Origin of the sequence: Nonomuraea sp. NPDC059023 (genome assembly GCF_042740095.1) — a bacterium.
In the GTDB taxonomy this organism is placed as follows: Bacteria; Actinomycetota; Actinomycetes; order Streptosporangiales; family Streptosporangiaceae; genus Nonomuraea.
In genome coordinates this window covers 52,620-77,369 of the sequence record NZ_JBHYIO010000007.1, presented here as the reverse complement: position 1 = coordinate 77,369, position 24,750 = coordinate 52,620, and the positions used below count along the sequence as shown (strand labels likewise).

General features: G+C 69.4%; 21 protein-coding genes and 2 pseudogenes. 10 read left to right on the top strand and 13 right to left on the bottom strand.

Annotation, left to right across the window (positions count from 1 at the left end; translation table 11 throughout):
* The first annotated feature begins 31 nt into the window (after window positions 1–31).
* Complete coding sequence (locus ACFWYW_RS14225) at window positions 32–505, top strand: tetratricopeptide repeat protein (RefSeq protein ID WP_379613200.1); 474 nt, start codon at window positions 32–34, stop codon at window positions 503–505.
* Here ACFWYW_RS14225 and ACFWYW_RS14220 read toward each other — a convergent pair.
* Window positions 502–1,899, bottom strand: a complete 1,398-nt coding sequence (locus ACFWYW_RS14220; protein ID WP_379613201.1) for an LCP family protein — start codon at window positions 1,897–1,899, stop codon at window positions 502–504. The two genes, ACFWYW_RS14225 and ACFWYW_RS14220, sit on opposite strands and share 4 nt — an antisense overlap.
* A gap of 125 nt (window positions 1,900–2,024) precedes the next feature.
* Between ACFWYW_RS14220 and ACFWYW_RS14215 the strand changes: the two genes are divergently transcribed.
* Complete coding sequence (locus ACFWYW_RS14215; RefSeq protein ID WP_379613202.1) at window positions 2,025–2,741, top strand: class I SAM-dependent methyltransferase; 717 nt, start codon at window positions 2,025–2,027, stop codon at window positions 2,739–2,741.
* Between the two features lie 40 nt (window positions 2,742–2,781).
* Here ACFWYW_RS14215 and ACFWYW_RS14210 read toward each other — a convergent pair whose 3' ends face one another.
* The 4 genes from ACFWYW_RS14210 to ACFWYW_RS14195 form a co-directional block, all read right to left on the bottom strand.
* Window positions 2,782–3,399: a hypothetical protein gene (locus tag ACFWYW_RS14210; protein WP_379613203.1), complete on the bottom strand. Its 618-nt coding sequence runs from the start codon at window positions 3,397–3,399 to the stop codon at window positions 2,782–2,784.
* Window positions 3,400–4,062: a hypothetical protein gene (locus ACFWYW_RS14205; RefSeq protein ID WP_379613204.1), complete on the bottom strand. Its 663-nt coding sequence runs from the start codon at window positions 4,060–4,062 to the stop codon at window positions 3,400–3,402.
* 88 nt (window positions 4,063–4,150) lie between these two features.
* Entirely contained in the window at window positions 4,151–5,152 is a 1,002-nt protein-coding gene (locus ACFWYW_RS14200; RefSeq protein WP_379613205.1) for a polyprenyl synthetase family protein, read from the bottom strand.
* A 74-nt stretch (window positions 5,153–5,226) separates the two neighbouring features.
* A complete protein-coding gene (locus ACFWYW_RS14195) occupies window positions 5,227–6,639 on the bottom strand; it encodes an MDR family MFS transporter (protein ID WP_379613206.1) in 1,413 nt (470 codons plus the stop codon).
* A 56-nt stretch (window positions 6,640–6,695) separates the two neighbouring features.
* Here ACFWYW_RS14195 and ACFWYW_RS14190 point away from each other — a divergent pair, with 56 nt between their 5' ends.
* From ACFWYW_RS14190 to ACFWYW_RS14180, 3 genes are read left to right on the top strand one after another with little or no spacing between them, the layout of a single operon-like run.
* Entirely contained in the window at window positions 6,696–7,202 is a 507-nt protein-coding gene (locus tag ACFWYW_RS14190; protein WP_379613207.1) for a PadR family transcriptional regulator, read from the top strand.
* 14 nt (window positions 7,203–7,216) lie between these two features.
* Window positions 7,217–7,615: a VOC family protein gene (locus tag ACFWYW_RS14185; RefSeq protein WP_379613208.1), complete on the top strand. Its 399-nt coding sequence runs from the start codon at window positions 7,217–7,219 to the stop codon at window positions 7,613–7,615.
* Window positions 7,616–7,649: 34 nt separating this feature from the next.
* Window positions 7,650–8,588, top strand: a complete 939-nt coding sequence (locus ACFWYW_RS14180) for a serine hydrolase domain-containing protein (RefSeq protein WP_379613209.1) — start codon at window positions 7,650–7,652, stop codon at window positions 8,586–8,588.
* Here the strand turns inward: ACFWYW_RS14180 and ACFWYW_RS14175 are convergent.
* Entirely contained in the window at window positions 8,563–9,438 is an 876-nt protein-coding gene (locus ACFWYW_RS14175; protein ID WP_379613210.1) for a LysR family transcriptional regulator, read from the bottom strand. The genes ACFWYW_RS14180 and ACFWYW_RS14175 overlap by 26 nt on opposite strands.
* Before the next feature lie 71 nt (window positions 9,439–9,509).
* On the opposite strand from ACFWYW_RS14175, the gene dapA reads away from it, so the two are divergent.
* Window positions 9,510–10,385 carry a 4-hydroxy-tetrahydrodipicolinate synthase gene (dapA, locus tag ACFWYW_RS14170; RefSeq protein ID WP_379613211.1) on the top strand — a complete coding sequence of 292 codons (876 nt, stop codon included), beginning with the start codon at window positions 9,510–9,512 and terminating at the stop codon, window positions 10,383–10,385.
* A 4-nt stretch (window positions 10,386–10,389) separates the two neighbouring features.
* On the opposite strand, the gene ACFWYW_RS14165 is transcribed toward dapA, so the two are convergent.
* On the bottom strand, window positions 10,390–11,535 hold the full coding sequence (locus ACFWYW_RS14165) for an FAD-dependent monooxygenase (RefSeq protein ID WP_379613212.1): 1,146 nt from the start codon (window positions 11,533–11,535) through the stop codon (window positions 10,390–10,392).
* A 51-nt stretch (window positions 11,536–11,586) separates the two neighbouring features.
* Here ACFWYW_RS14165 and ACFWYW_RS14160 point away from each other — a divergent pair, with 51 nt between their 5' ends.
* The 3 genes and pseudogenes from ACFWYW_RS14160 to ACFWYW_RS14150 all read left to right on the top strand — a co-directional run.
* Window positions 11,587–12,081 (top strand): MarR family winged helix-turn-helix transcriptional regulator, encoded by a 495-nt coding sequence (locus ACFWYW_RS14160; protein ID WP_379613213.1) that lies wholly within the window; start codon window positions 11,587–11,589, stop codon window positions 12,079–12,081.
* A 161-nt stretch (window positions 12,082–12,242) separates the two neighbouring features.
* A pseudogene (locus tag ACFWYW_RS14155) lies at window positions 12,243–12,572 on the top strand (ATP-binding cassette domain-containing protein); the annotation flags it as partial.
* 429 nt (window positions 12,573–13,001) lie between these two features.
* A pseudogene (locus ACFWYW_RS14150) lies at window positions 13,002–14,537 on the top strand (ATP-binding cassette domain-containing protein); the annotation flags it as partial.
* 340 nt (window positions 14,538–14,877) lie between these two features.
* Here the strand turns inward: ACFWYW_RS14150 and ACFWYW_RS14145 are convergent.
* The 5 genes from ACFWYW_RS14145 to ACFWYW_RS14125 form a co-directional block, all read right to left on the bottom strand.
* Window positions 14,878–19,644, bottom strand: a complete 4,767-nt coding sequence (locus ACFWYW_RS14145; RefSeq protein WP_379613214.1) for a DNA repair ATPase — start codon at window positions 19,642–19,644, stop codon at window positions 14,878–14,880.
* Window positions 19,645–19,648: 4 nt separating this feature from the next.
* Window positions 19,649–21,733, bottom strand: coding sequence for an SPFH domain-containing protein (locus tag ACFWYW_RS14140; RefSeq protein ID WP_379613215.1), 2,085 nt, complete (start codon window positions 21,731–21,733; stop codon window positions 19,649–19,651).
* A complete protein-coding gene (locus ACFWYW_RS14135) occupies window positions 21,733–22,290 on the bottom strand; it encodes a hypothetical protein (RefSeq protein ID WP_379613216.1) in 558 nt (185 codons plus the stop codon). The genes ACFWYW_RS14140 and ACFWYW_RS14135 overlap by 1 nt, the downstream gene beginning before the upstream one ends.
* 137 nt (window positions 22,291–22,427) lie before the next feature.
* Window positions 22,428–22,919 (bottom strand): DUF1269 domain-containing protein, encoded by a 492-nt coding sequence (locus ACFWYW_RS14130; RefSeq protein ID WP_379613217.1) that lies wholly within the window; start codon window positions 22,917–22,919, stop codon window positions 22,428–22,430.
* Window positions 22,920–22,966: 47 nt separating this feature from the next.
* On the bottom strand, window positions 22,967–23,152 hold the full coding sequence (locus ACFWYW_RS14125; protein ID WP_184959265.1) for a hypothetical protein: 186 nt from the start codon (window positions 23,150–23,152) through the stop codon (window positions 22,967–22,969).
* Window positions 23,153–23,232: 80 nt separating this feature from the next.
* Between ACFWYW_RS14125 and ACFWYW_RS14120 the strand changes: the two genes are divergently transcribed.
* Window positions 23,233–24,156, top strand: coding sequence for an NADP-dependent oxidoreductase (locus ACFWYW_RS14120; RefSeq protein ID WP_379613218.1), 924 nt, complete (start codon window positions 23,233–23,235; stop codon window positions 24,154–24,156).
* A gap of 47 nt (window positions 24,157–24,203) precedes the next feature.
* Here ACFWYW_RS14120 and ACFWYW_RS14115 read toward each other — a convergent pair whose 3' ends face one another.
* Window positions 24,204–24,713 (bottom strand): CGNR zinc finger domain-containing protein, encoded by a 510-nt coding sequence (locus ACFWYW_RS14115; RefSeq protein WP_379613219.1) that lies wholly within the window; start codon window positions 24,711–24,713, stop codon window positions 24,204–24,206.
* Between the last annotated feature and the right edge of the window lie 37 nt (window positions 24,714–24,750).

Here is a 24,750-nt window from a genome sequence, read left to right as displayed (position 1 = left end):
TTGGGTGGGCTCATCATGCCACACTGCGGCCATGAGAGAAGAAGCTTTGGCGCGAGTCGCGGAACTGAACCGAGAGGGCAAGCTGGAGGAGGCACGCGCTTCGCTGCTGGAGTTGTCGGCCGCGTATCCGGGTGATCCGGACGTGGCGCGGGAGACGGCCTACGCGCACGACCGGCTCGGCCTGGAGAAGGAGGCGGTGCCGTACTACGAGAAGGCGCTTGAACTGCGGGCCGATGACCGGATCGGGGTGTTCACCGGGTTCGGCAGCACGCTGCGGGTGCTCGGCCGTTATGACGAGGCGCTGGAGACGCTGGAGCGCGGGCTGGCCGAGTTCCCCGGCGATCCGGCGTTGCGCGCCTTCCGCGCGATGGCGCTGCACAACAAGGGAGCCCACCGCGAGGCGGTGAGCTCCCTGCTGAAGCTGGTGTCCGAGGGCGAGCAGGCCGGTGGGTACGGCCGCGCGCTCGCCTACTACGCCGACAACCTCGACCTGGTCGTGGACTAACCGCAGGTCTCGTCGAGGGCGATCGGGCGGTCGGCGCTCGGTTCCTGCGTGGGCGTGGGCGTGGGCGTCGGCCGCTCGCCGGGGGCGGTGGCGGTCTTGTTCGCCGGGCGCTCGGCCAGCGCCTGCTCGACCTTCCGCCTGATCAGCTGCCAGTCGGGGTAGGCGGTGCTGATCAGCGGCGGCACGAAGCTGAGGCTGCGGATCCTGGTGTCCTTGACCTTCTGCGCCAGGTCGACCAGGGCGGGCAGCAGGCTCTGCGGGATGTCGGTGGAGATGGCCCGCTTGGTGGCGGTGGCCAGGCTCTCGAAGCTGTTGAGCACGGTCATCGGGTCGGCCTGCTTGGCGACCGCGTTGAGCAGGCACTTCTGGCGGCCCATGCGGACGTAGTCGTCGCTGTCGGTGCGCGAGCGGCCGTACCAGAGCGCTTCCTCGCCGGAGAGCTTGCGGGTGCCGGCGGGCAGCAGGCCCTCGCGGTACTTGCCGTAGACGATGGGTTCCTTGATGGTGACCTTGACCCCGCCCATCGCATCGACGATCTGGGCGAAGCCATACATGTCGACCATCGCGTAGTAGGTGACCGGGATGCCGAGGATGCCGCTGATCGTCTGCTTGAGCAGGGCCGGGCCGCGCTGGCCCTTGTGCACGCCTGGGGTCATCTCGGGGTAGTCCTCGGCGTACTGGAAGACCTCGTTGAGCAGGCCGGGCGTGTACGGCGGCTCGCCGGTGAAGCCATAGGGGAAGCGCTGGCGGGCCGGGCCGGCGGGCAGCGGCACGTTCTCCAGGTTGCGCGGCAGGCCGAGCAGGGTGGCGGCGCCGGTGGCCACGTCCACGCTGGCCACGGTCATGCTGTCGGTACGCACGCCCGGCCGGTTGGCGGCGGCGTCGGCGCCGATGAGCAGGATGTTGACCCGGTCGGCCCCGCTCCAGGGGTCGGCGGCGACGACGGGGGCGGTGTTCGTGTTGTTGAACAGGCTGGTGACCACGTCGCGCGAGACATAGGCCAGGCGGGCGGCGTAGGCGGTCGGGGCGACGACCAGGACGCACAGGACGACGGCCAGGATCGTGGTGGCCTTGCGGGCGGCGGTGTCGGAGGCGGCCGGCCGTACCAGGGCATAGGACCAGATGATCACCGTGGACCAGGCGACGGCGATCGCGATCAGCGTGATCGTCAGGGTGGTCAGCCAGCTCGGCTGGACCGCCAGCGACAGCAGATGGCTGCCCAGGACGGTGATCACGGTCAGCACGGAGGCGAGCAGCAGCGCGTAGACGGCCATCAGCGCCAGGCCGGTACGCCGCCGGCCGGTGGCCAGGTGGGCCACGCCCCACAGCAAGGCCGAGCCGAAGGTCAGCGCGATGCTGGCGCCGAGGCTGAATTCGCGATCTCTGGCTGCCATCCCCTGCCAACCCCCGTTTCGAGCAGATCCGTCTCAGATTAGTAACGGTTTAGGGATGATTGGGACAAAATCCGGGTTGTGGCGCGTCAATTCACGGCAACGGAAACTTGCGATATAACGTGAGTGTGAGACGTGGAAAATATGGATTCGACGCGCCGCTGCCCTTCGCGGGACTGGTCGTGGGAGCCGTTGTGCTGCTGGCTCTCACGATCGTCTCCTTCGCCTACGACGTGCTCCCCGCCGGCCTCGCCTTCCTCCTCGGAGGTCTATATACCCTGGCCAGCGCGTTCAGCTACGCGTACACCACACGCCGGGGAAAGTTCGAGATCTGGGCGGGGGAGCTCGACGACCTCGACGGCGGCGAACGCGTGCTCGACCTCGGCTGCGGGCGCGGCGCGGTGCTCATGGCCGCCGCGCGACGGCTGTCCAAGGGGTACGCGACCGGCCTCGACCTGTGGCGCGCCAAGGACCAGTCGGGCAACCACGCCGCCGCCACCCTGGCCAACGCCGAGGCGGAAGGCGTCGCCGACCGGATCGAACTGGTCACCGGCGACATGCGGGCGCTGCCGTTCGTCAGCGACAGCTTCGACACGGTCGTCTCCAGCCTCGCGATCCACAACATCGGCACCGCCGGAGGGCGCGCCGAGGCCGTGCGCGAGGCCTACCGCGTGCTCGCGCCGGGCGGCCGGCTGCTGATCGCCGACTTCCAGCGCACCGAGGAGTACGAGGCGGTCCTGCGCGGCCTCGGCGCCTCCGACGTACGCCGGCGCGACCTCGGCTGGCGGTTCTGGTACGGCGGGCCATGGTTCGCCACCCGGATGGTGGAGGCCGGCAAGCGGTGAGTCTGCAGCGTGCGGGCTTTGAGTCGCGGGTGGGCTGGGGTCAGAGGAGGCGGGGGAGGGCGGGGCGCATGACGCGGAGGGCGGCGCCGGCGTCGGCGAGGTAGAGGTGGGGGACGTCCACGAACACGCGCATCGGGCCCTGGTCCAGGCCGAGATTCCGCGCCATCTCGGCCTGGACGTCCGCGAGCGGGAGGTAGTTCAGGTAGCTGGTGAAGGCGTTCTGGGAGCGGAAGGTGGCGGTCATCAGCAGGCGGTCGTCTCTTGCCCGGAAGGCGAGGCCGGTCAGGCAGGGGACCGAGTCGTACGGCTCGCCTGGGGTGGTCAGGGAGATCCAGCCGCTCTTGCTGTACGGCCTGGCCCGCAGCAACTCCGCCGCCCAGGTCAACTGGCCCTTGATACGGGCGCCATAGCTGTATTTGAACGGCTCCACGATCGTGTCTTCGGTGAATTTCCTGGTGTAGAGGGCCAGCTTGGCGGCGTCGCCGTACCGCTCGACGATGGGGTCGGCGGGGCGCGGGCGGGTGATCTCGACCAGCACGGGCGGGCCTTCGATGACGGGGCCGCGGTCGTCGTCGGCCGGGACGCCGGATATCCAGACATGGCGGATCAGGCCGATCCACGCCTCCCCACATGACGCCCATTGCACTGGGCTGTCCATTTACGTCTCCATATTCGGGAACTTGTAGGGGTTGTGGGGGAGCCGGCGGCGTCTTGTCACGTTGCAACGCACGTAGTAGATCGAGTAGTGCACCAGGGCGACGAGCAGGATGCTGGTCAGCAGCAGGAGCAGGTTCGGGTACGTCCTGGACAGCCCGGTCACCCCGACCGTCAGGTACGCCGAGTTGACCAGGGCCATCATCATCACGTTGATGCCCGGCCAGGTCAGCGGCGCGTAGGTCTCCGGGAAGCGCGGGTCGACGGGCAGGTTGGGTGTCCAGTCGAGCTCGTCCTTCAACTGTGCCGTGTACAGCAGGCGGAAGTTGTTGATGGCCCTGGCCGTCCTGCCGTGCGCGTTGACCGCTTCGATGAGCCGCAGGAACGGCAGCACCCCCAGCAGGCCGAAGGCGGCCACCAGCGCGAAGAGGTACGGGGGAACGGTCTGCCAGGTCGTCAGATCATGGGGATTGACGACCTTGGCACTGGTCAGCGCGATCGTGGCGAGGAACGGCACCGACAACAGGCTCATCGCGAGCCTGGTCATCTTGAGCCGTTCTTCCTTCGCGGCCAGGTGGACCTGGTAGATGCCGCTGAAGTCCACGGCGGCGAGTTGGAGGAAGTGGGTCGCTTCGAGCGGCCCCGGTGAGGGGGATGACTTCCGCATCAGCGTGCTCCTGGATGGCCCGGTGAATCCAGTATGAGCACAGTTTCTGGAATTTGACTGGCTTTCCTGCCAATCATTCCAACAAATCTCAACTCGTGGATGTCAGTGCAGGTCGGTTGATGGTTCTGATGATTGTGTCGATGTATGAGGTGGGCAGAGAGTAGAGGATTCCGGCGATCTCGTGGTTGCCGATCTCGGGGAGTGCGGCGAGGGCGTCGGCGGCCAGTCCGCGGCAGTATTCGATGGTCGTCTCGATCATCTTGGTCTGGCGGAGCCTGGTGAGGATCTCGGCTACTTGCTCATCCGAAATTCCCCTTTGTAGTGATATATCGCCGTTTGTGAGGAAGTTCGCTTTTGCGAGGATTAGCGGGAGGCTGTAGACGCCCTGCTTGAGATCGTTGCCCGCGGGTTTGCCGAGTTGCTCGCTGGTGGCGGTCAGGTCGAGGAGGTCGTCGAGGATCTGGAAGATCAGGCCGAACCGCTCGCCGTACGCGGCCATCCTCGCCCGGTCCTCCGGGGAGGCCTGCGCGCAGACGGCGGCCACCAGGCAACTGGCGCGGAAGAGCGCCGCGGTCTTGCCGGTGATCGAGCGCAGGGCGCCGGCCTCGGTGCGGTGCGGGTTGAACAGGTCCGTCGTCTCCAGGTACTGGCCTTCGGCCAGCTCCACCACCGTGGCCGCCAGCACTTCGGCGACCGGGCGCGAGACCGAGGTGATCGCGGCCAGGCCCGCTCTGGCCAGCATGAAGTCCCCGATGACCAGGGCCTTGCCGTCGCCCAGGTCGGCGTTGAGCGTCGCCGCGCCCCGGCGTTGCGTCGCGCGGTCCATCAGGTCGTCGTGAACCAGTGAGCCCGCGTGGATCAGTTCCACGCAGGCCGCCGCGGTGATGACCCTTCTGTCGGGGGTCTTGCCCAACGCCATCGCCGTGGCGAGCGTCAGCGCGGGTCTCAGGCGTTTGCCGCCGGAGTTGATCACACGGGAGGCACCGGCGTTGATCCCCGGCAGCGCCGAGGAGCCGCTCAGTCGCGCTACGCGCGTTTCCACCTTGCGGAGGCCGTTGACGATCGCCGGGTTTCGCAGCAACTGATCCATACCTCCAGACTGCGTCGCTGTGGCTGTGCCGTACCTGAGAGACGCTGAGTTTTTTCTCAGGAGACCCACCAGCCTCACGGGAGGGCGAGGCGGGTGTTGGGGAGGGCGATCAGGGCCAGCAGGGCGACCAGGGCGCCGGCCACTCCCAGGACGGGGATGATCAGGGCGGCGGCGGAGGCGTGGGCGGCGGGCAGGCCGTGGAGCGGGGCCTGCTCGGTCAGGACGGAGGTGTAGGTGGTTCCGGCCAGGGCCAGGGCGACGGAGCCGCCGATGTGGCGGAAGAAGTTCAGGTTGGCCGAGGCGGTGCCGAGGTACTGGGGTGCGACGGAGGCCTGGGCGGCGACCGTCAGGCCGGACAGCATGGGGCCCATGCCGAGCCCGATCAGCGACATCCAGACGATGAGCAGCCAGTTCGGGGTGTGGACGGTCAGGTTCAGGCAGAGGAGCGTGCCGACGATCATCAGGGCGGGCGCGGCGACGAGCCACGGCTTGTAGACGCCGGTCCTGGCCATGAGAACGCCCATGATCCAGCTGCCCGCCAGCATGCCGAGCATCAGCGGGTAGATGCGCAGGCCGGAGGTGGTCGCGTCCTCGCCGAGCGCCTCCTGGAAGTAGCGGGGCAGGAACACGACGCCGGTGTACATGACGAACGCGGTGAAGAACGAGGTCACGTTGACCAGCGTGTAGCTGCGGCCGGCGAACAGGTGCATGGGCATGACCGGCGAGGCGGCCCGCCGTTCCACGAGGACGAAGACGGCGAGCAGCACCAGCGCGAGCCCGATCGGCCCCAGCACCGGCAGGCTGGTCCAGGTGTTGCCGTCGATGCCCTTTTCGGTCAGGCCGATCAGCAGCGCGCCGATGGCCAGGCTGAAGATCGCGATGCCCAGGTAGTCGGGGCGTTCGCGGCCGGTGCCGGGCTGGTGGGGCAGGCTGCGCGCGACGACGGCGAGCAGCACCAGGCCGATCGGCACGTTGACGTAGAAGGCCCAGCGCCAGGTCGCGTGGTCGGTGAACAGCCCGCCGAGGAACGGCCCGGCCAGGTAGCTCAGCGCCATGACGCCGCCGATGGCCCCCTGCACCCGGCTGCCGCCCTGGGTGGGCGGGAACAGGCTGAGCGCCAGCGCGAGCGACAACGGGACCAGCGCGCCGGCGCCCAGGCCCTGGATCGCGCGGAACGCGATGAGCTGGGTCATGTCCTGCGCGAGGCCGCACAGGGCCGAGCCGAGGACGAAGATGACCATGCCGATCAGCAACAGCGGTTTTCTGCCGTATTGGTCGGACAGCCTGCCGTACAGGGGCATCGTCACCGTCGAGGTGAGCAAGTAGGCGGTCACGACCCAGGTGTAGAGGTCGGATCCGCCCAGTTCCAGGGTGATGCGGGGCAAAGCGGTGCCCACGATCGTCTGGTCCAGCATCGCGATGAACATCCCGCCGAGCGCGGCGGCCACGAGGAGGGTGGTGCTCTGGGGCTTTATGTCAGTCCGCACCTGTGAAGATTCATATGTAAGTCTTTACATGTCAAGTCTTGGGTATGCTCCGGAGCATGTCCCTGCGGATCGCGTTGCTCGGCCTGCTGGCCGCCAAGGGCCCGGCGAGCGGTTACGACCTGGCCAAACTGTTCGAGGGTTCGCTCAACCATGTCTGGCAGGCCGGACACACCCAGATCTATCCGGAACTGGTGAGGATGGCCGGTGACGGGCTCCTGGCGGTCGAGGCCGAGGGCGCGCGAGGGCGCAAGATCTACACGATCGCGGACGAGGGGGCGCGGCAACTGCGCGAGTGGCTGGCCGATCGCGAGCCGGCCACGACCGTCCGCAGCGAGACGGCTTTGCAGGCGTTTCTCCTGCCGATTCTCGACACGGACGAGGCCATCGCGGCAGTCGAGCGAGTCAAGGCGCGTGCGCAGAAACGCCTGGACGAACTGAAATGCCTGCCGCCGGTCGCGGAGAATCCCAAGTTCGGCAAGTACGCGCTGCGCCTCGGCCTGGCCCAGACCCGCGCGACGATCGAATGGGCCGACGAAACACTCCACGCGCTGCGCACCAAATAGGCCATGATCTACCGATGATCGGTCATATCGGAGTCAACGTTCCCGACCTCGAAAGCGCGCGGACCTACTATGACGCGCTGATGCCATTGCTGGGCTTCGAAAAGTACCTGGATATGGCCGATCAGTTCGCTTTCCGTCCGGCGGGGGGCAAACCGGGCGCGTACCTCTTCTTCTATCCGGCGGTCACGGAGAGCGCCTACAGCAGGCACCAGACCGGGCTGCAACATCTGGCCTTCATGGTCAAGAGCCGGTCGGCGGTACGAGCCGCGCATGACTGGGCCATCGGGATGGAATGCCAGATCCTCCAGAAGCCCCGAAATTTCCCTGAATATCCGCCGCCCTACTACGCGACGTTCTGGCTGGATCCGGCGGGGATCATGCTGGAGGCGGTGTGCCACCACGACCGGCCTTGACTCTCACACCGTGTGAGATGGGACGGTATGCCCTATGACGGAACTTGCTGAACGAGTCGACCAGGTCATCCGCGACGGTCGCGCGCCCGGCCTGCACGGGCTCGTGGTGGTGCGTGGTGGCGAGACGGTCCTTGAGCGCTATGGCCAGGGCGAGGACTTCAAGTGGAACGATTCGATCGGCACCGTGGTCTTCGACCGCGACACCCCGCACGACATCAGGTCGGTGACGAAGAGCATCACGGCTCTGGTGTACGGCATCGCCCTGGGCAAGGGCATGGTGCCCGATCCGGACGAGCCGCTGATGGCCGCCTTCCCCGAGTACCCTGACCTGGCCGCGTCCAAGCGAAACCACACGATCGGCCACGCGCTGACCATGACGCTGGGCCTCGAATGGGATGAGAGCGTCCCCTACACCAGCCCGGCCAACAGCGAGATCGCCATGGAGATGGCGCCGGACCGCTATCGCTACATCCTGGAACGCCCGGTCGTCGAGGAGCCCGGCACCCGCTGGGACTACTGCGGCGGCGCCTCCGCCCTGATCGGCCGGCTGATCGCCAAGGGCGTCGGCACCACCCTGGACGCCTTCGCCCGCGACACGTTGTTCGATCCGCTCGGGATCTCGTTCGAGTGGATGGCGGGTGAGGACGGCACGGTCTCGGCCGCCTCCGGCCTGCGCCTGGCGCCGCGCGATCTGGCGGCCCTGGGGCAGGTTGTGCTGGAGGGCGGGCGGGGAGTCGTGCCCGGGGAGTGGATCACGCGGTCGCTCACGCGGCACGTCACGCGGGAGGACGGGTCGGGGTACGGGTATCAGTGGTACCTGGGCGACGGGTGGTTCGGCGGGTTCGGGAACGGGGGGCAGCGGCTCTTCGTCGTGCCGGGCGAGGACCTGGTCGTGGCGATCGCGGCCGGCGAGTACAACGACTTCGGGCAGCCGAGCGCCGCCGCCGTCATGGACGCCGTTCTCCGCGGGTGACCGCGCTCTTGAACGCGGCCACGGCGGCGAGGATCGCGGGGTGCCGGCCGTACCCCTTGCGGAAGGCGACGAGCGTGCGACGCGACAGCGGCAGCGGGGTCAGGCGCACGCCCGGCGGCGGCGCCTGCGCGGCCAGGCCGGGCACCAGCGCGACGCCCTGACCCGCGGCGGCGAAGGCGAGGACGGTGTCGAAGTCGTCCACGTGGTGCCGTACGTGTGGCTCGAACCCGGCCGCCTGGCACGCCCGGATCGCCATCGTGTGGCAGAGCGTGCCCGGTTTGCTCATGATCCACGGGTCGTCGCGGGCGTCCCGGATCGAGGGCCGGTCGGTGAGGTACATCGGCTCCTCGAACAACGGCTCGGCGCAGATCCCCAGATCCACGACAGGCGGCACGAAGTCGTATTCGTGCACCAGCGCCACGTCCAGCTCGCCCGCCCGCAGCGCGGCCGACACGTCCGCCGGGTCGATCTCCGACACCATCGGCTCCAGCGCCGGGTGGCCCGCCGCGAGTTCGGCGAGCGCGCGCGGCAGCAGCACCCTGGCCGCCGACGGGAACGCGCCGATCCGCAGCGGCCCGCCCGGCCCGCCGCTGAGCGCGGCGAGCGCCGCCGTCGCCCGCTCCAGCTCTTCCAGTACGGCATGCGCGTGCGTCACCAGCACCTGGGCCGCCGGGGTCAGGCTGACCGTGCGGCCGGTGCGTTCGAGCAGGGGCAGCCCGGCCTCCCGTTCCAGGGCGCTGAGCTGCTGGGACACGGCCGACGGGGTGAAGTTGGCGGCTTCGGCGACGGCGGCGATGGTGCCGCGCTGGGCGAGTTCGCGCAGCAGGTGGAGCTTGCGGGGGTCGAGCATAAGACAAGCTTAAGCTCGACGGTAGGAATCGGCGCTGGACCTAATCAATGATCGTGCCGCACGCTCGGAGCATGCTGAGAGGAATCTACGTACCGCTGATCACGCCCTTCACCGCGGGCGATCAGGTCGATCTGGAGGCGTTCGAGAAGCTCGCGCACCACGTGCTCGACCAGGGCGCGAGCGGGCTCGTGGCGCTCGGCACGACCGGCGAGGTCGCGATGTTGAGCGCCGAGGAGCGCGCCGCGGTGATCGGGAACTGTGTGCGGGTCGCCGGTGAGCGGGATGTTCCGCTGATCGTGGGCGTTTCCGGCAACGACACCCGCTCGACGATCGCCGCCCTGCGCGCGTTGCCGTCCGGGGTGACGGCGGCGCTGGTGCCGGTGCCGTACTTCCTGCGCCCGTCGGAGCGCGGGGTGATCGCGCACTTCGAGGCGCTGGCCGAGGCGTCGCCGGTGCCGCTGGTGATCTACCACATTCCCTACCGGACCGGTCAGCCGGTCTGCGCCGCCACGCTGCGGCAACTGGGCGCGCACCCGATGATCGCCGGGGTCAAGTACGCGGTGGGCGGCATCGACCAGGACGCCGTCGACCTGCTGGCCGATCTGCCGACCGGGTTCGAGGTGCTGGGCGGGGACGACGCGTTCATCTCGCCGCTGCTCGCGCTGGGAGCCTCGGGCGGCATCCTGGCCTCCGCGCATCTGGCCACGGACCGGTTCGTCGCGTTGGTGGAGGCTTGGGAGTCGGGGGACGCCGTACTCGGGCGCTCGCTCGGACACCGGCTCGCGCGCCTGTCCGCGGCGCTCTTCGCCGAGCCCAACCCCGCGGTGATCAAGGGGGTGCTGCACGAGCGCGGGCTGATCCCCACCGCGGAGGTACGGCTGCCGCTCCTGCCCGCCGGAGCCCAGTCGGTCACCCAGGCCGTCGCCGCCCTGTCCACCATGGGCTGACCCGTCACAAGGAGACGTGGTGGCGGTACAGCCAGGAAAGTGACTCCTGGCTGGCCGTCTTCTTCAGGAACAACGGCATCATCAGGTCGCGGAACACCCGCCCCACCGGCCCCGCGGCCTTGCTGTTGCTGATGGTCCGCGAGTACGACACCACCCGCTCGGCCCGCTCGCGGCGCTCGGCCTCGAACGCGGCGAACGCGGCGCTGTGGTCGGGGGCGTCACGCAGGCAGCGGGCCAGCACGATCGCGTCCTCGATGGCCTGCGAGGCGCCCTGTCCGGCGCTGGGCGAGGTGGCGTGCGCGGCGTCGCCGGTCAGTACGACTCTGCCCTTGTGCCAGGTGGGGACGGGCGGCAGGTCGTACACCGGGAAGCCGTCCCCGATCGGGCTCTCGCGCAGGAGGTCGGCGGTGCGGTTGCCGTCGTGGCGGAAGGCGTCGACGAGCAGCGGCCGCCAGTCGGCGGGCACGTCGCCCTCCTCGCGCGGCAGGTTCGCGAACCACCAGATCTCACCCGAGGCCGCCACCGTGTAGCCGAAGAACGCCTTCTTGCCGAAGATCATGTGGTACGTGCCCGGTTCGCCGGTCAGGCCGGGGAAGGTGGTGATCCCGCCGAAGCTGTACAGGCCGGAGTAGCGGGGCGCCGGGGCGTTCGGGTCGAGGAGGGTGCGGGTGCGTGAGTGCACGCCTTCGGCCGAGATCAGGATGTCTCCGGTCGCCTGCGTACCGTCGTCGAAGTGGGCCACGACCTGGTCGCCGGTGTCGTCCAGGGAGACGAGGCGCTTGCCGTACCGGATCTTGATGCCGCGCGCGGTGGCCTGGTCGCGCACGATGCGGTAGAGGTCGGAGCGCAGGATCGTGTGGCTGACGGTGCCGTCGTCGAGGGCCAAGCCGTTGGCGACCTCGCCGAGGCGTTTGCCGGAGCCGCTGGTCATGACCATGCGCGGGGTCGGGATTCCGGCGGCCATGACCTCGCGGTGCGTGTCGAGGACGCGCAGGGCGGACAGGCCGTTGGAGGCGACGTTCAGGAACGAGCCGACGCCCTCCGCCGTCGCGCCGTAGGCCTCGAAGATCTCGGCCTCGATGCCCGCCTTCCGCAGTGCCATCGCGGTCGCCGGTCCGCCGATCCCGCACCCTGTGATGAGAGCCTTCATCGTGATAACCTTTCGTTCGGTCGAACGAAATATATGACGATGGGAGACGGTGTGTCCAGAGATATTTCGGAACACCGAAAGAATCTTCTCCAGGCGCTCGGCGACGCGGGGCGGGAGAGCAGCAACGCCGCGGTCATGTACCACACCGTCATGAGCGGGCTGCTCGGCCTCGGAGTGACCGAGTGGAAGGCCCTTGACCTGCTACAACGCTTCGGGCCGCTGACCGCGGGCGAACTGTCGCAGCACACCGGTCTGGCTCCGGCCTCCGTGAGCGGGCTGGTGGACCGGCTGGAGGCGAAGTGGATGGTACGCCGCATCCGCGACCTCAAGGACCGGCGCCGGATCATCGTCGAGATCAACCCGGAGCAGCTGTCCGGGGCGAGTGCCGAGGCGATCGAGGTGTTCGAGCCGTTGATGCGGGGACTGGCTGATCTGTACGACGCGTACACGGACGAGCAGTTGGAGCTGATCCTCGACTACGTGACCAAGGCGGCGGCGGTCCAGCGCGCCGCGACCACCATCCTCACCGAACGCCGGGCCCCATGATTAGGGCTTGACATATCGCCCCATCCACCCCAACCTAATCCGCATGGGTTCCCTGTGATTCTCGCACCGGACGCGTAGAGCGCTGCTCCGCGATCCGTACCGCCATCGATCCGTTCGTTTTCGATGCGGCATTTGTGCCGAGAATCGGAGGTGGCTGCTTTATGCGCGCTACCCAACTATCGCTCTCAGACATCACCAAGCGTTACGAAGACCGCGTCGTCCTTGACCGGGTGACCTTCACCGTGAAGCCCGGCGAGAAGGTCGGCGTCATCGGGGACAACGGGTCGGGCAAGTCCACGTTGCTGCGGCTGATCGCGGGGGCCGAGCCGCCCGACAACGGCGAACTCACCGTCGTGGCGCCCGGCGGCATCGGGTACCTGCCCCAGGCACTCGACCTGCCCGCCGGATCCACGGTGAGCGACGCCATCGACTGGGCCCTCCGCGACCTCCGCGCCCTGGAGGCCCGCATCCGCACAGCCGAAACCCGCCTGGCCAACGCCGACCCCACCCCCACAACCTCGACCGACAACACACCCACGCCCACCTCACCCACGACCACCACCACCCCGCCCACGGCCACCGCCACCTCGGTCACCCCGCCCACAGGAACTACCCCCACGACCACCACCGCCACCCCGCCCACGGCGACCCCGCCCACGGGTGCCGGGACTACCGGCTCCTCGCCCACCGGCTCTTTGTCCTCTGCCAACGACACCGCCACGGCCACGTCGGCCACGGGTGCTGGGGCTGCCGGCTCCTCGCCCACCGGCTCTTTGTCCTCTGCCAACGACACAGCCACGGCCACGTCGGCCACGGGTGCTGGGGCTGCCGGTGCCGGGTCCGCGGGCGCGGCCGTAACCGGTGATCAGGGTGCTGGGACACGTGGGACCGATACCACCACCGCAGGGATGGCTGTGGCCGAGCTGGAGGTGGAGCTGGCTGCCTATGGGGAGCTGGTGGCGGCTTTTGAGGCGCGGGGCGGGTACGAGGCCGATGCGTGGGTGGAGGTGGCTCTGCATGGGCTGGGGCTCCCGGGGCTGGATCGGGAACGCCCGCTGGACACCCTGTCCGGCGGCGAACGCTCCCGTCTCGCCCTGGCCGCCACCCTCGCCGCGGCCCCCGAGCTGCTCCTGCTCGACGAACCCACCAACGACCTGGACGACCAGGCCGTCACCTGGCTCGAAGAGCACCTGCGCGCCCACCGCGGCACGGTCGTGGCCATCACCCACGACCGGGTGTTCCTGGACCGGATCACCTCCACGATCCTGGAGGTCGACCAGTCCCAGGTACGCCGCTACGGCAACGGCTACACCGGCTACCTCACCGCGAAGGCGGCCGAGCGGGCGGCATGGGCGCTGGAGCACGAGGAGTGGAAGAACGAGCTGGCCCGCCACGCCACCCTCGTCGACGCCAACGCCTCCCGCCTCGGCGCCATCCCCCGCAAGGTCGCCAAGGCCGGCATGGGCACCGGCGCCTGGCGCGCCCGCTCCCGGGCACATGGCGCGATGAGCCGCATCCGCCAGTCCAACCAACGCCTGGACTGGCTCCGCACCCACCCCGTCCCACCCCCACCGGCCCCCCTCCGCTTCACCCCCACCCACCTCTCCCCGACCAGTCCCGACCGAGTCCCCGCGACCCGACCGGGCCGAGCACCGACGAACGGCATGCCAGCGGCTGGGCCGGACCGGCCGTCCGTGTCTGGGCCGGACCTGGATGGGGCGTCTGGCCCGAGACACGCGTCTGGGCCGGACCGGGATGGGGCGTCTGGACCGAAACACGCGGCTGGCAGGGACCCGGCGGCCGGGTCCGCCCCGGCAGCCGGGTCGGATCAGATGGCCGGGTCCGGTCAGGTTGGTGGGGTGGAGCGGGCTGGGTTGGTGGAGCTTGGTGGGGTTCGGGTGGGGGAGCGGCTCAGGCTGGGCTTCCTGCGGATCCTGCCCGGCGAGCGGCTACTGGTCACCGGGCCCAACGGGGCGGGCAAGAGCACGCTCATGCAGGTGCTGGCCGGCGAGCTGGTACCCGACACCGGGACGGTCAAGCGCCCGCCCCGCGTGGGGTACCTGCGCCAGGAGGACCGGCCGCGCCGGATGGATCGGACCGTGCTGGGCGCGTTCGCCGAGGGGCGGCCGGGCAGCATGGACGAGCACGCCGACGCGCTGCTGTCCTTGGGACTGTTCCGTCCCGCGGACCTGCGGTTGCGGGTGGGTCAGCTGTCGTACGGCCAGCGCCGCCGCATCGACGTCGCCCGCCTGGTCAGCCGGCCCGTCGACCTGCTCCTCCTGGACGAGCCCACCAACCACCTCTCCCCCCTCCTCGTGGAACAACTGGAGGAGGCCCTGTCCGTCTACGAGGGCGCCTTGGTGATCGTCACCCACGACCGCCGCATGCGGGCCGCCTTCCAGGGCTCACGCCTGGAACTCAAAGACGGCCACCCCACCTCTCTCCAACCTGCATAGCCCGCCCGCGACGTGCCCATCCACAGCCTGTGGATGGGCACAACCGCCAACAGCCAGGCAGCCCGAAGGCCCCATCCGGCGCCCTCCGGCCAGTGCCCGGCCGCCCGTTGCCTGTGGTCCGGGCCGGGTTGGGGCGGAGCCAGACCAGGTAGAGGCGGTCATCGGGGCAAGTTGGGCAGCCGTCGCAAGTCGGGCAGCCGTGGCAAGTTGGGCGGCAGGGGCGAGTCAGGTGGCTGGGGCGAGTCAGGTGGGGCCCATGGATGACCTGCGCACGCGTCAGTCCCCGCGCCGCCGCCCAGGTCAGCGGGGCGGCGGGGCAGGGAAGACGCGAGGTGGATCGTCAGGTTTCGGGGGTGGATTGGCGGATTGCGGTGGTGATGTCGGTGACGCGGTCCGTCAGGAGGCCGATGGCGCCCACTGTGCGGGTCACCGGGTCGTCCTCCGCCCCGCCCAACGCCCTCGTACGCAGGTACGCGGCCTTGATGGCGGTCCAGCGCTCCCGCTGTTCCGGTGTCAGGCGCCCCCTGAGCTCGGCGAGCTTGAGCAGGTTGGCCTCGGCGTCGGAGGTGAGCGTCTGGGCCTCACCGACGTAGTGGTCGTCGATCACCGCCTCCAGTTCGGCGTCGTTCATGGCGGGCACGATCCGCTCGGCCAGCTTGTTCATGTTCCGGTACGAGCCCTGCAGCTTGTACGGCGGCTCGGTACGCGCGTCGTCCGACTGGGCCGCCGAGGCGATGTACGCCTGGTTGTTGGCCAGCACCACCTCCTGCACCCGCACCAGCTTGGCCAGCACGGACAGGATCTGGTCCAGTTCGACCTTGGAGTAGGGGTGCTTGAGCTGGTCGGAGCGGACCGTCTGGTCGCCGCGCGCCAGCCGTACGAGCAACTCGACGTCGGAGCGGTCGCGGGTGGAGAGCGGGGCCAGGACGGGGTTGGAGGTGAGGGCGTTGTCCACATAGCTGAGCGCGAACAGCTCGTCGCGGCCGGACAGCACGTCGCCGAGGTTCCACACGTCGGCCCGGTTGGCGAGCATGTCGGGGATGCGGAAGCGCTTGCCGGACTCGGTGTACGGGTTTCCGGCCATGCACACGGCGAAGCGCTTGCCGCGCAGGTCGTAGGTACGGGTGCGGCCGTTCCAGACGCCTTCGATGCGGCGCTGGGCGTCGCACAGCGAGATGAACTTCTGCAGCAGCTCGGGCGAGGTGTGCTGGATGTCGTCGAGGTAGAGGAGCGTGTTGTTGCCGGTCTCCAGCGCGAAGGAGATCTTCTCGACCTCCTGGCGGGAGGTGGCGTCGGGAGCCTCCTCCGGGTCGAGCGAGGTGACGGCGTGGCCCAGGGCCGGGCCGTTGACCTTGACGAAGACGAGGCCCAGGCGGCTGGCGACGTACTCCATGAGGGTGGTCTTGCCGTAGCCGGGCGGTGAGATGAGCAGCAGGAGGCCCATCTGGTCGGTGCGTTTGCCCGCTCCCGCCGCGCCGACCTGCTTGGCCAGGTTGTCGCCGATGAGCGGCAGGTAGACCTCGTCGAGCAGGCGGTTGCGCACGAAGGCGCTCATGACCTTGGGCTTGTACTCGTCGAGCCGCAACCGCTCGCGCTCGGCCGCGACCAGCTCGACGCGGCGTTTCTGGTACGCGCGGAAGGCCGGGACGCGTTCGGCGGCGAACGTCCTGGTCCTGGTGAGGATCTCGTCGAGGCGCAGCGGCAGCGTGCGCTCGGTGATGCGCGGGTGGGCGCCGAGCAGGCCCTCGACCACCGCGCTGACGCTCGCGCTGGAGTCGTAGCGGGGCAGGTCGCCGCAGAGTTGCAGGGCGATGGCCTCGGGCAGGTCGGGTGACTGGTCGAAGGCGCCCAGCCAGGCCTCGGCGAGCTGGATGCGCGCGGGCGGCTCCAAGGACTGGAGATCGTCCTCGAACGAGCGCTGCGCCGCCGGGCCCAGCCGGGCGCGGAAGTTGTCCAGCACGGCACGGGCCGCCTTGCTGGTGACGAAGCCGGGCGGGGTGGTGGCCAGCTCCTCCACGAGATACTCTCCGGCCAGCCGGGCCACGCCGGGGGCGGCGGTGATCAAGGACGACAGTTCCTCGGCCAGGGCGGCCACGGCCTCGTGGGCGCCGAACGCCTCGCGCGCTCTGACCAGGGAAGACGCCCTGGTGGTGAATGTTTTACGTGAAACCTCGTCGGTGTGGAAGGCCCAGAAGAGCTGGGCCGCCGCTCTGGCCGCGGGGGAGTAGCGCAGCAACCCGGCGCCATCGCGCAGGCGGACCAGGGCGTCGAGGATCAGGGTGGCGTCGTGATCGTGGACGCCGCGTTCGTAGCCCTCGTCGTAGCGTTCCTCGGCGGCCCGCCGTACGAGATCCGCTGAGGGGAGGTCGGCGGTGCCGAGAAGTGCGGCGGCCAGGTGCTCGGCGCGGTAGACCTCGGGCGTCTCCGAGACGAGCAACTGGTCCCAGAACGGGCGGGTGTCGGCGAAGTCGGACGGGACCGCCGCCCGGTAGTCGGTGCCGGTGATGGCGAACTGCATCGTGCCGTCGTGGGGGACCAGCGTGAGGTCGACGGGCTGGGTGTTGACCGCGAAGCGGTGGCGCCCCAGCCGCAGCGTCTCGCCGCCCGCGTCGAACAGGTCGAGCCGGTCGCGCAGCGAGCGCCCGGCCTCCTGCTGGGCGGCCTTGACCCGGCCGTCGAGCTCTTCCGCGCGCACCGGGTCGCCCAGGGTACGCAGCTCGGCGGAGACCGACTGGAGCTTGGCGACCATGGGGTCGGTGGCGAAGTAGGTGTTGACCTCGTCGAGCGAGGCCAGCCCGGCCACCCGCCTGGCGACGCTGCCCAGGATGCGCTCGGCCGAGGCGAAGACCCGGTCGGCGCGGCGGGCACGCTCGTCGAGCTGGCCCTGCTTGCGGGCGGAGAACGCCTCGTAGACGTCCTCCCGCTTGGTGGTGAGCTGGGCGGCGAAGTCGTCGAACTCCCCGAAGCGGGATTCGAGCCCTTCCAGCTGCAGCATGAGCTTGCCGAGCTGCTCGTCGCAGCGCTCCGGTGTGTCGGCCATGGCCAGCGCGCCGGTGATCGCCTGCCCAAGCAGCGCGAACTCGGCGGCGAAGGCGGCCCGCCCCTCGCTGGACAGCAGCTCCCTGCGCCGGCCCTCCAGCACCGCGCGGGCGCGGTTGACGCCGCCGAGCACCTCGGCGATGCGCTCCAGGATGGAGGTACGCACGGTGGCGTCGGCGATGTCGAGCGAACCGACCACCTCGGTGACCACCTCAAGCCCCTCGGCCTGGTCGGCCAGCAGCTCCGACACCGGGACGGCGTCGGCCACCGTGGCGATCGCGCCCGCGTCGGCGGCGAGCCGCTCGACCGCGCTGTGGTAGCCGGTGAAGGCGTCGGGACCCTGCAGGAACGTGACCGCGCGGGTGCCGCTCTCCTTCAGCTCGGCCGCCAGCTCGCCGGCCAGCGAGTCGAGCCGGGTGAGGTCGATGTAGCGGACCTCGCGCAGCGTCACCAGCCGCCCCTGCGCGCGGCGCAGCGTGGCCAGCAGGCTGACCCAGGCGTCGGCACTGGCCGGCAGGTCGCCGCGGGCCTGCCGCACGAGGGTGACGGTCTCCTCCTCGGTGGTGGCCAGCGTCCGCGCGGCCTGCGCGGTCAGCTGCTCGACGTTCTCGTACTCGTCGAGCACCTGGCCGGCGGTGGCGCGTACGTCGGTGAGCGGGGTGCGCAGCCCGTGCTCACCGAGCCAGTGGTAGTGGTCGAAGGCCCGCTCGCAGGCGGCGATCAGCGCCTCGAAGGTCGCCGCGGACGGCGACATCTCCTCGACCATGCGCGCCACGGACAGGCAGTCGGAGATGCCGCGGACCAGCTCGGCGTTGCCGATGCGCTCCAGCGGCCCCGAGCCGGTGGGCTGGGCGGCGGCGTAGGTGTCGGAGACGTACGGCGTCTGCCACACCTGCATGGGATGGACCCGGGTCGGCTCGTCGGAGGTGGCGCGGAAGACCACCATCGTGCCGTCGTCGAACAGGCTGAACCCGTGGCACGGGATGGGATTGGCCACCTCCTTCCTGATCACGTTGTACGGCAGCAGCAACGACCGCCCGTCACCCCGGGCATGGAAGACGTAGAGCACGTCCTCCCCGTTGGGCGAGCGGACCACGCGCTCGAACTCCAGCTCGCTGACGTCGAGGTCGAACGTCTTGCTGACCCCGGTCGCCAGGTAGTAGCCACCGGGGAAGATCAACCCCTGGTCCTCCGGCAGCCGCTGGCAGGCCTGGCCGATGCCGTCGAGCCTGACCACCGCCTTGGTCCGGGTGTTGAACACCAGGTGCCGCCACTCCGGCTCCTTGTACGGCCGGATGCGCAGCAGGATGAGCGGCCCGACCCGCGCGTAGGAGACGTCCGCGTCGGCCAGCGACTGCAGCGGCTCGGTGACCGGCTCGGAGTAGATCCCGTGGCCGCTCTCGGTGTTGTCCTCGACCTTGATGGTCAGGTCGCCGCCGACGGTCTCGACGAAGACCTCGCCCTCGACGGAGATGTGGGGATGGCGGCCCAGGACGTGGTCGTCGCGGGTGGTGACGGTCCACTCGAAGTCGTGGGACGCCGGGAACACGTGGTCGCGCTCGCCCCGGTTGTCGAGGTATTTGCCGGACAGGTCCCAGCGCAGGACCTTGCTGTCGCTCGGCCCGGTCTGGAAGACCGCCAGCAGCTTGCCCTCGACCCGGCGCAGGGTCTGCAGGCGGGTCTCCTTGTAGTACCGGTACAACTCGGCGAAGTCCTTCTGGAAGGCGGGGTCGGTGAGCGCCTCCCACTGTGCCGGATCGAACCGGAACGCTTCGCCGTCGCGGGTGAACCTGTGGACGGAGAACACGTCGTCCACAGCCGTTTCCGGCTTAAGTCCAATGAAAACGTTGTACCCGAACACCATCACCTCCCCGGCGGAGACGATGTCCCTGGGCACGCAGTTGTTCTCTGTCCTGATCCGTTCCGTGCCGAGCAGCGTGAGCTCGGCACCGCCGAAGACCTTCAGCCGCTCGTCGTTGACCGCCTCCGCGGCCTGGGCCAGCAGCTTGGCCTGCGACTGAAGGCGGTTCCTGAGCACCTCATAGGTGCCCGCCTCAAGATCCGCCATGCGCTCAGGCCCTCAGCGCGGCGACCGAGGAGTCGGCGACGCCGAGTCTGCGCGCGGTCTCGAGAAGCTCGGTCAGCTTCGCCTCCGGCCCGCCGCTCTGGATCATCTGCATGAGCAGCGCGGACACGGTGATGTTCTTGAGGTCCTCGGTGCCGATCCCGCCGACGATCGCCGCGAGGTCCGCGGGCAGGCTCGCCGACCCGTTGAGGTACGGCTCCGCCAGCGTCCTGGTCACGGCCGAGTGCTCCACGAACCCGTCGACCGCCTTGCCCGCGGTGATCGAGCCCACGATCTTGTCGAAGAACATCGTGTCGCCGCCCACGATGTCGATGTCGGCCTTGGCCAGCCCCGCCGCCAGCACGCCCGCCTGCGACTCGGCGACCTTCGCCTGCACCTCGATGCGCTTGAGGTGGACCTCCTTGTCGGCCTCCAGCCGCAGGCGGTACTCCTCGTGCGTACGCGAGGCCTCGTCCAGCGCGGCCAGCGCGGCGGCCTTCTCGGTCAGACCCTCGGCCTCGGCCTTGAGCTTCTCGCCGACGGCCGCGGCGGCGGCGAGCGCGAGGGCCTGCTCGCCCTCGGCGCGGGCCTTGAGCCGCTCGCCCTCGACCAGCGCCATCGCCTTGGCGCCTTCGGCCTCGGCGCGCAGCCGCTCGCTCAGCACCATCGCCTCGGCGCGGCCGACCTTCTCGATCGCCGCCGCGTCGCGCTCCTTCACCTGCACATCGGCCAGCCCCGCCGCGGCGCTCTCGGCCTGGACGCCTTCCGCGAGCCGGATCTTGGCGCGGGCGTCGAGGTCGGCGGCCTGCTGCCTGGCCTCGGCGAGCACAAGCTCCTCGCGGGCGCGGAACTTGGAGGCGGCCTCGGCGGCCTCGGCCGCCTTGATGTCCTTGACCAGGTTCTCCTGGGCCTCGGCCTCGGCGGCGATGATCGTGGTCTGGCGCAGCCGCTCGGCCTCCTCGACCGCGCGCAGCCGCTTGATGTTCTCCTCCTGCTCGGCGACGGTCTTGTCGACCGCGATGCGCTCGCGTACGACCTCGGCGATCGAGCGCTTCTCGGTCTCGACCTCCTTGTCCTTGGAGATGCGCGACAGCTCCGTCTCGCGCTCGCGGGCGATGACCTCCAGCATGCGGTCCTTCTCGATCCGCTCGGTCTCGATCGCGATCACGCGTTCCTTGTTCTTCTCCGCGACGGCGACCTCGCGGGCGCGGTTCTCGTGCTGGACGCCGAGCTGCTCGTCCGTCTTGATGTTGGCGGCCTGGGCCTTGAGGCGTTCCTCGGCCTGCACGCGGGCGGTCTCGGCCTCCTCGCGCGCCCTCATGGTCTCGATCTCGCGCTTCTGCTTGGTCTCGGCGTCGGCCTGGCGGCGTTCCAGCTCCAGGATCGCCTCGCGGGCGTCCACGTTCTGGCGGGTGATCTCCTTCTCCTCGTTGCGCTGGAACTCGTTGGTCCGCACGTGCTCGATGGCCGTGAGCTCGGTGATCTTGCGGATGCCCTGCGCGTCGAGGATGTTGGACTTGTCCAGGTTGTGGAGGGGCGTCTGCTCCAGGTAGTCGATCGCGGCGTCCTCGAGGCTGTAGCCGTTGAGGTCGGTGCCGATGAGCCGGAGGATCTCGTCGCGGAACTCGTCGCGCTTGGTGTAGAGGTCGACGAAGTCCAGGTGCTTGCCGGCGGTCTTGAGCGCCTCGGAGAACTTGGCGTTGAACAGCTCCTGCAGCGTCTCCTCCCCGCTGGCCCGCGCGGTGCCGATGGCCTGGGCCACCTTGATGACGTCCTCGGCGGTCTTGTTGACCCGGACGAAGAACGTGATGCGGATGTCGGCCCTGATGTTGTCGCGGCAGATCAGGCCTTCACGACCGGACCTGACGATCTCCATCGTCTTCACCGAGATGTCCATGGTCTCGGACTTGTGCACGACGGGCAGCACGACGGCGCCCGTGAACGTCACGTCGACCCGGTTGACCTTCGAGATGATCAGGGCCTTGCCCTGCTCCACCTTGTGGAAGAGGCGGCTGATGACCACGAGGATCGCGATGACGATGAGCAGGGCTGCGGCCAGCGTGATCGCCAGGCCAAGGGAGATGACACCCATCAGTGATCCCTTTCATAGGGCATGACCAGGAAGAATTCCCCGGAGGAGGAATAGTCGAAGATGAGGGCGTTGTCGCCGCGGGCGAGGCGGTCGTCGCCGGTCGTCCTGACCTGGACGACGGCGGAGGACCCGTCAGCGGCGGTGACCTCGGCCTGGCCGAAGTCGGAGGTGACCTGTCCGGTGCGGATCACGCAGTGCCGGCCGACGAAGTCGTGGCGCGAGGGGCCGCGCTCGTCGGGATACAGGCGGCGAAGCGGCACGACCAGCAGGCGGGCGCCGAACCAGCCGCCGGCCAGGGCCACGATGAGCACGGCGATCTGCAGGTGTGGCGCGGAGACGAACTGGCCGCCGATCAGGCTGAGCAGCCAGCCCAGCGTGATCACGATCGACAGCGTCACTCCGGCGGGCGCACCTGCCAGTCCGAGCCAGGAAGCGTCGACGTCGTCCAGGTCCAGAAGCCCGGTGAGCGCGGTCACCCAGTAGGCGACGACGATCACGAGCAGAAAGCTGAAAAGGACTGTCGGAAAACCCAGCACGGCTTGTAAGAACTCAGACATCTTCCCCCTGGTACATCCCCCGTCGGACTCTATACAGGTAAAGACGAAGTAAAGCGGAAAGTTCCCGATATGGGCAGGTTTGCCGCGCCGGATATACAAAAGAGCGACCGGAAACCCGGTCGCTCCTTGGTGGCAGGTCAGGCGCGGGCGGCCGCGACGGCCTCCTTGAGGTGCTTCTCGTCCTCGGTGCTGAGCGAGGTCTTGATGATCTCGCCGCCGTACTGCGCGACCTGCTCGATGACCTTGTCCGGCGTGCTCTGGCGGACCAGGAGGAAGAGGGCGGCGGTGCCCGGGGGCATCTTCTCGCCGAGTTCCTTCATGAAGTCGTCGTTGACGCCGACGTCGGTGAGGGCGCCGCCCGCCGCGCCCGCGGCCGCGCCGAGCGCCATGCCCAGCAGCGGCATGAAGAACAGCAGCCCGATGAGGCCGCCCCACAGCGCGCCGCCGGCCGCGCCCACGCCGGTGGTGCTGGTGGTCTGGTGCAGCTTGATCTTGCCGTCGTCCTTGCGCTCGACGATGGCCGCGTCGTCAAGCGTGATGAGGTTCTGCTTCTGCAGCTCGAACAGCCGCGTGCGTACGGTCTCCGCGGTCGCGACGTCCGGATAGTCGATGACGATGAGGTTGCTCATGCCGTCCCCCGATTTCTATGAGCTCCTCACCGATAGTACACAGATGGCTACGCGAGGTCGGATGCTTCCCATTCGTGGCACGGCTGCAGCCCGTGGTGGTGGAAGATCACGCCGACCATCTTCTTGGTGGCGGAGTTGTGCACGCCCTGACCGGTCGGGCCGCACGGGCAGTCGTGCGACTCCTCGTGACCGATGGCGTCGTCGAGGGGTCTGACGTGGACGATCTTCTGCATGGTCGCTTGCCCTTCCTTTGGCGGGAAGTTTAAGTCACGGGGTTGACCTCAAGCAAAGTTGAGGATGCAGGCTCGTCGGCATGAGCGAAGTGATGAAGGCAGCGGCGTTCGCCGAGTTCGGCGGCCCCGAGGTGTTGAAGGTCATGGAACTGCCCGCGCCGCAGGCGGGCCCTGGACAGGTCCGGGTGCGGGTGAAGGCCGCGGGCGTGCAGCCGTACGACACCGCGGTACGCGCTGGATGGACCCCGCCGGGCATCACCGGCGACCTGCCGCGCGTTCCCGGCAACGAGTTCGCCGGAGTGATCGACCAGGTGGGCGAGGGCGTGACCGGGTTCGCGATCGGCGCGGAAGTGCTGGGCTTCACGCAGCTCAACGCCTATGCCGAGTACGCGGTCGTACCCTCCGGCTCGGTCACGCCGAAGCCCGCCGGGCTCGCCTGGGAGGTGGCGGGGGCGATGACCGCGGGCGTGCAGACGGCCGAGATCGCCATGGACAACCTGGCGATCGGGTCGGGGGACACGCTGCTGATCCACGGCGCGGCCGGATCCGTGGGCGGCGCCGCCACGCAGATCGCCCGCCGGCGCGGCGCCACGGTCATCGGCACCGCCCGCGCGGTCAACCACGACTACCTGCGCGATCTCGGCGCGATCCCGGTCGAGTACGGTCCGGGCCTCGCCGACCGGGTGCGCGCGCTGGCCCCTGGCGGCGTCACCGCGGCCCTGGACGGCGCCGGCGGCGAGGCGCTGGAGGTCTCGCTGGAGCTGGTGGCGGATCGCGACCGCATCCTCACCCTGTTCGAGCACGACAAGGCCGCCGGGCTCGGCATCCGCACGACAGTGGGCGAACGGCTGGCCGAGCGCCTGGGCCGCTATGCCGCCCTGGTGGCCGCGGGCGAGTTCAAGTACCACATCCGCAGCACCTACCACCTGTCCGAGGCCGCCGACGCGCACCGCGAGATGGAGACCGGCCACGGCCGCGGCAAGATCGCCATCGTCATCCCGTAGAGCACCTAACCAGAACACCCGACAAAGACACCCGGGGTGAGGGGTTTCTAGGAAGCGCCGGTCGGGCGCTTGCGCTCGTTGAAGCGCCCGACCTTGGCCCGGTTGCCGCACACGTCCATGGAGCACCAGCGGCGGCTGCCGTTCTTGCTCACATCCAGGAACCACAGCACGCACCGCGGGTTCGCGCAGTGCTTGACCCGCCCGCCCATGACGCGCACGAGGTCGGCCGCCGCCACCCACGCCGCGTGCCACTCCGGCTCGTCCACGACCACCACCTCGTACGGCCCGCCCGCCCCGACCTGGGGTCGCAGGCTCCCGTGGGCCAGCACCGCGTTGAGCCGCCCGTGCCCCCGCCCCTCGAGCGCGTCGCGCATGGCGGCCCGTGCCTCGACCAGCCGCTCCCGCGCCCCTGATCCGCCCGGCAGCCCGTGGTCGGCGAGCCACGCCTCGACCCCCTCGGCCGTGTCGAACTGGTCGAGCAGCTCCCCCTGCCACACCCAGGTGGTGTCGACCAGGTCAAGACCGACGGGCTCCCCGCGCAGCGGCCGGATCCTCATCCTAACCTCTCAAATCAGTTTGACCGGTTAATCATGG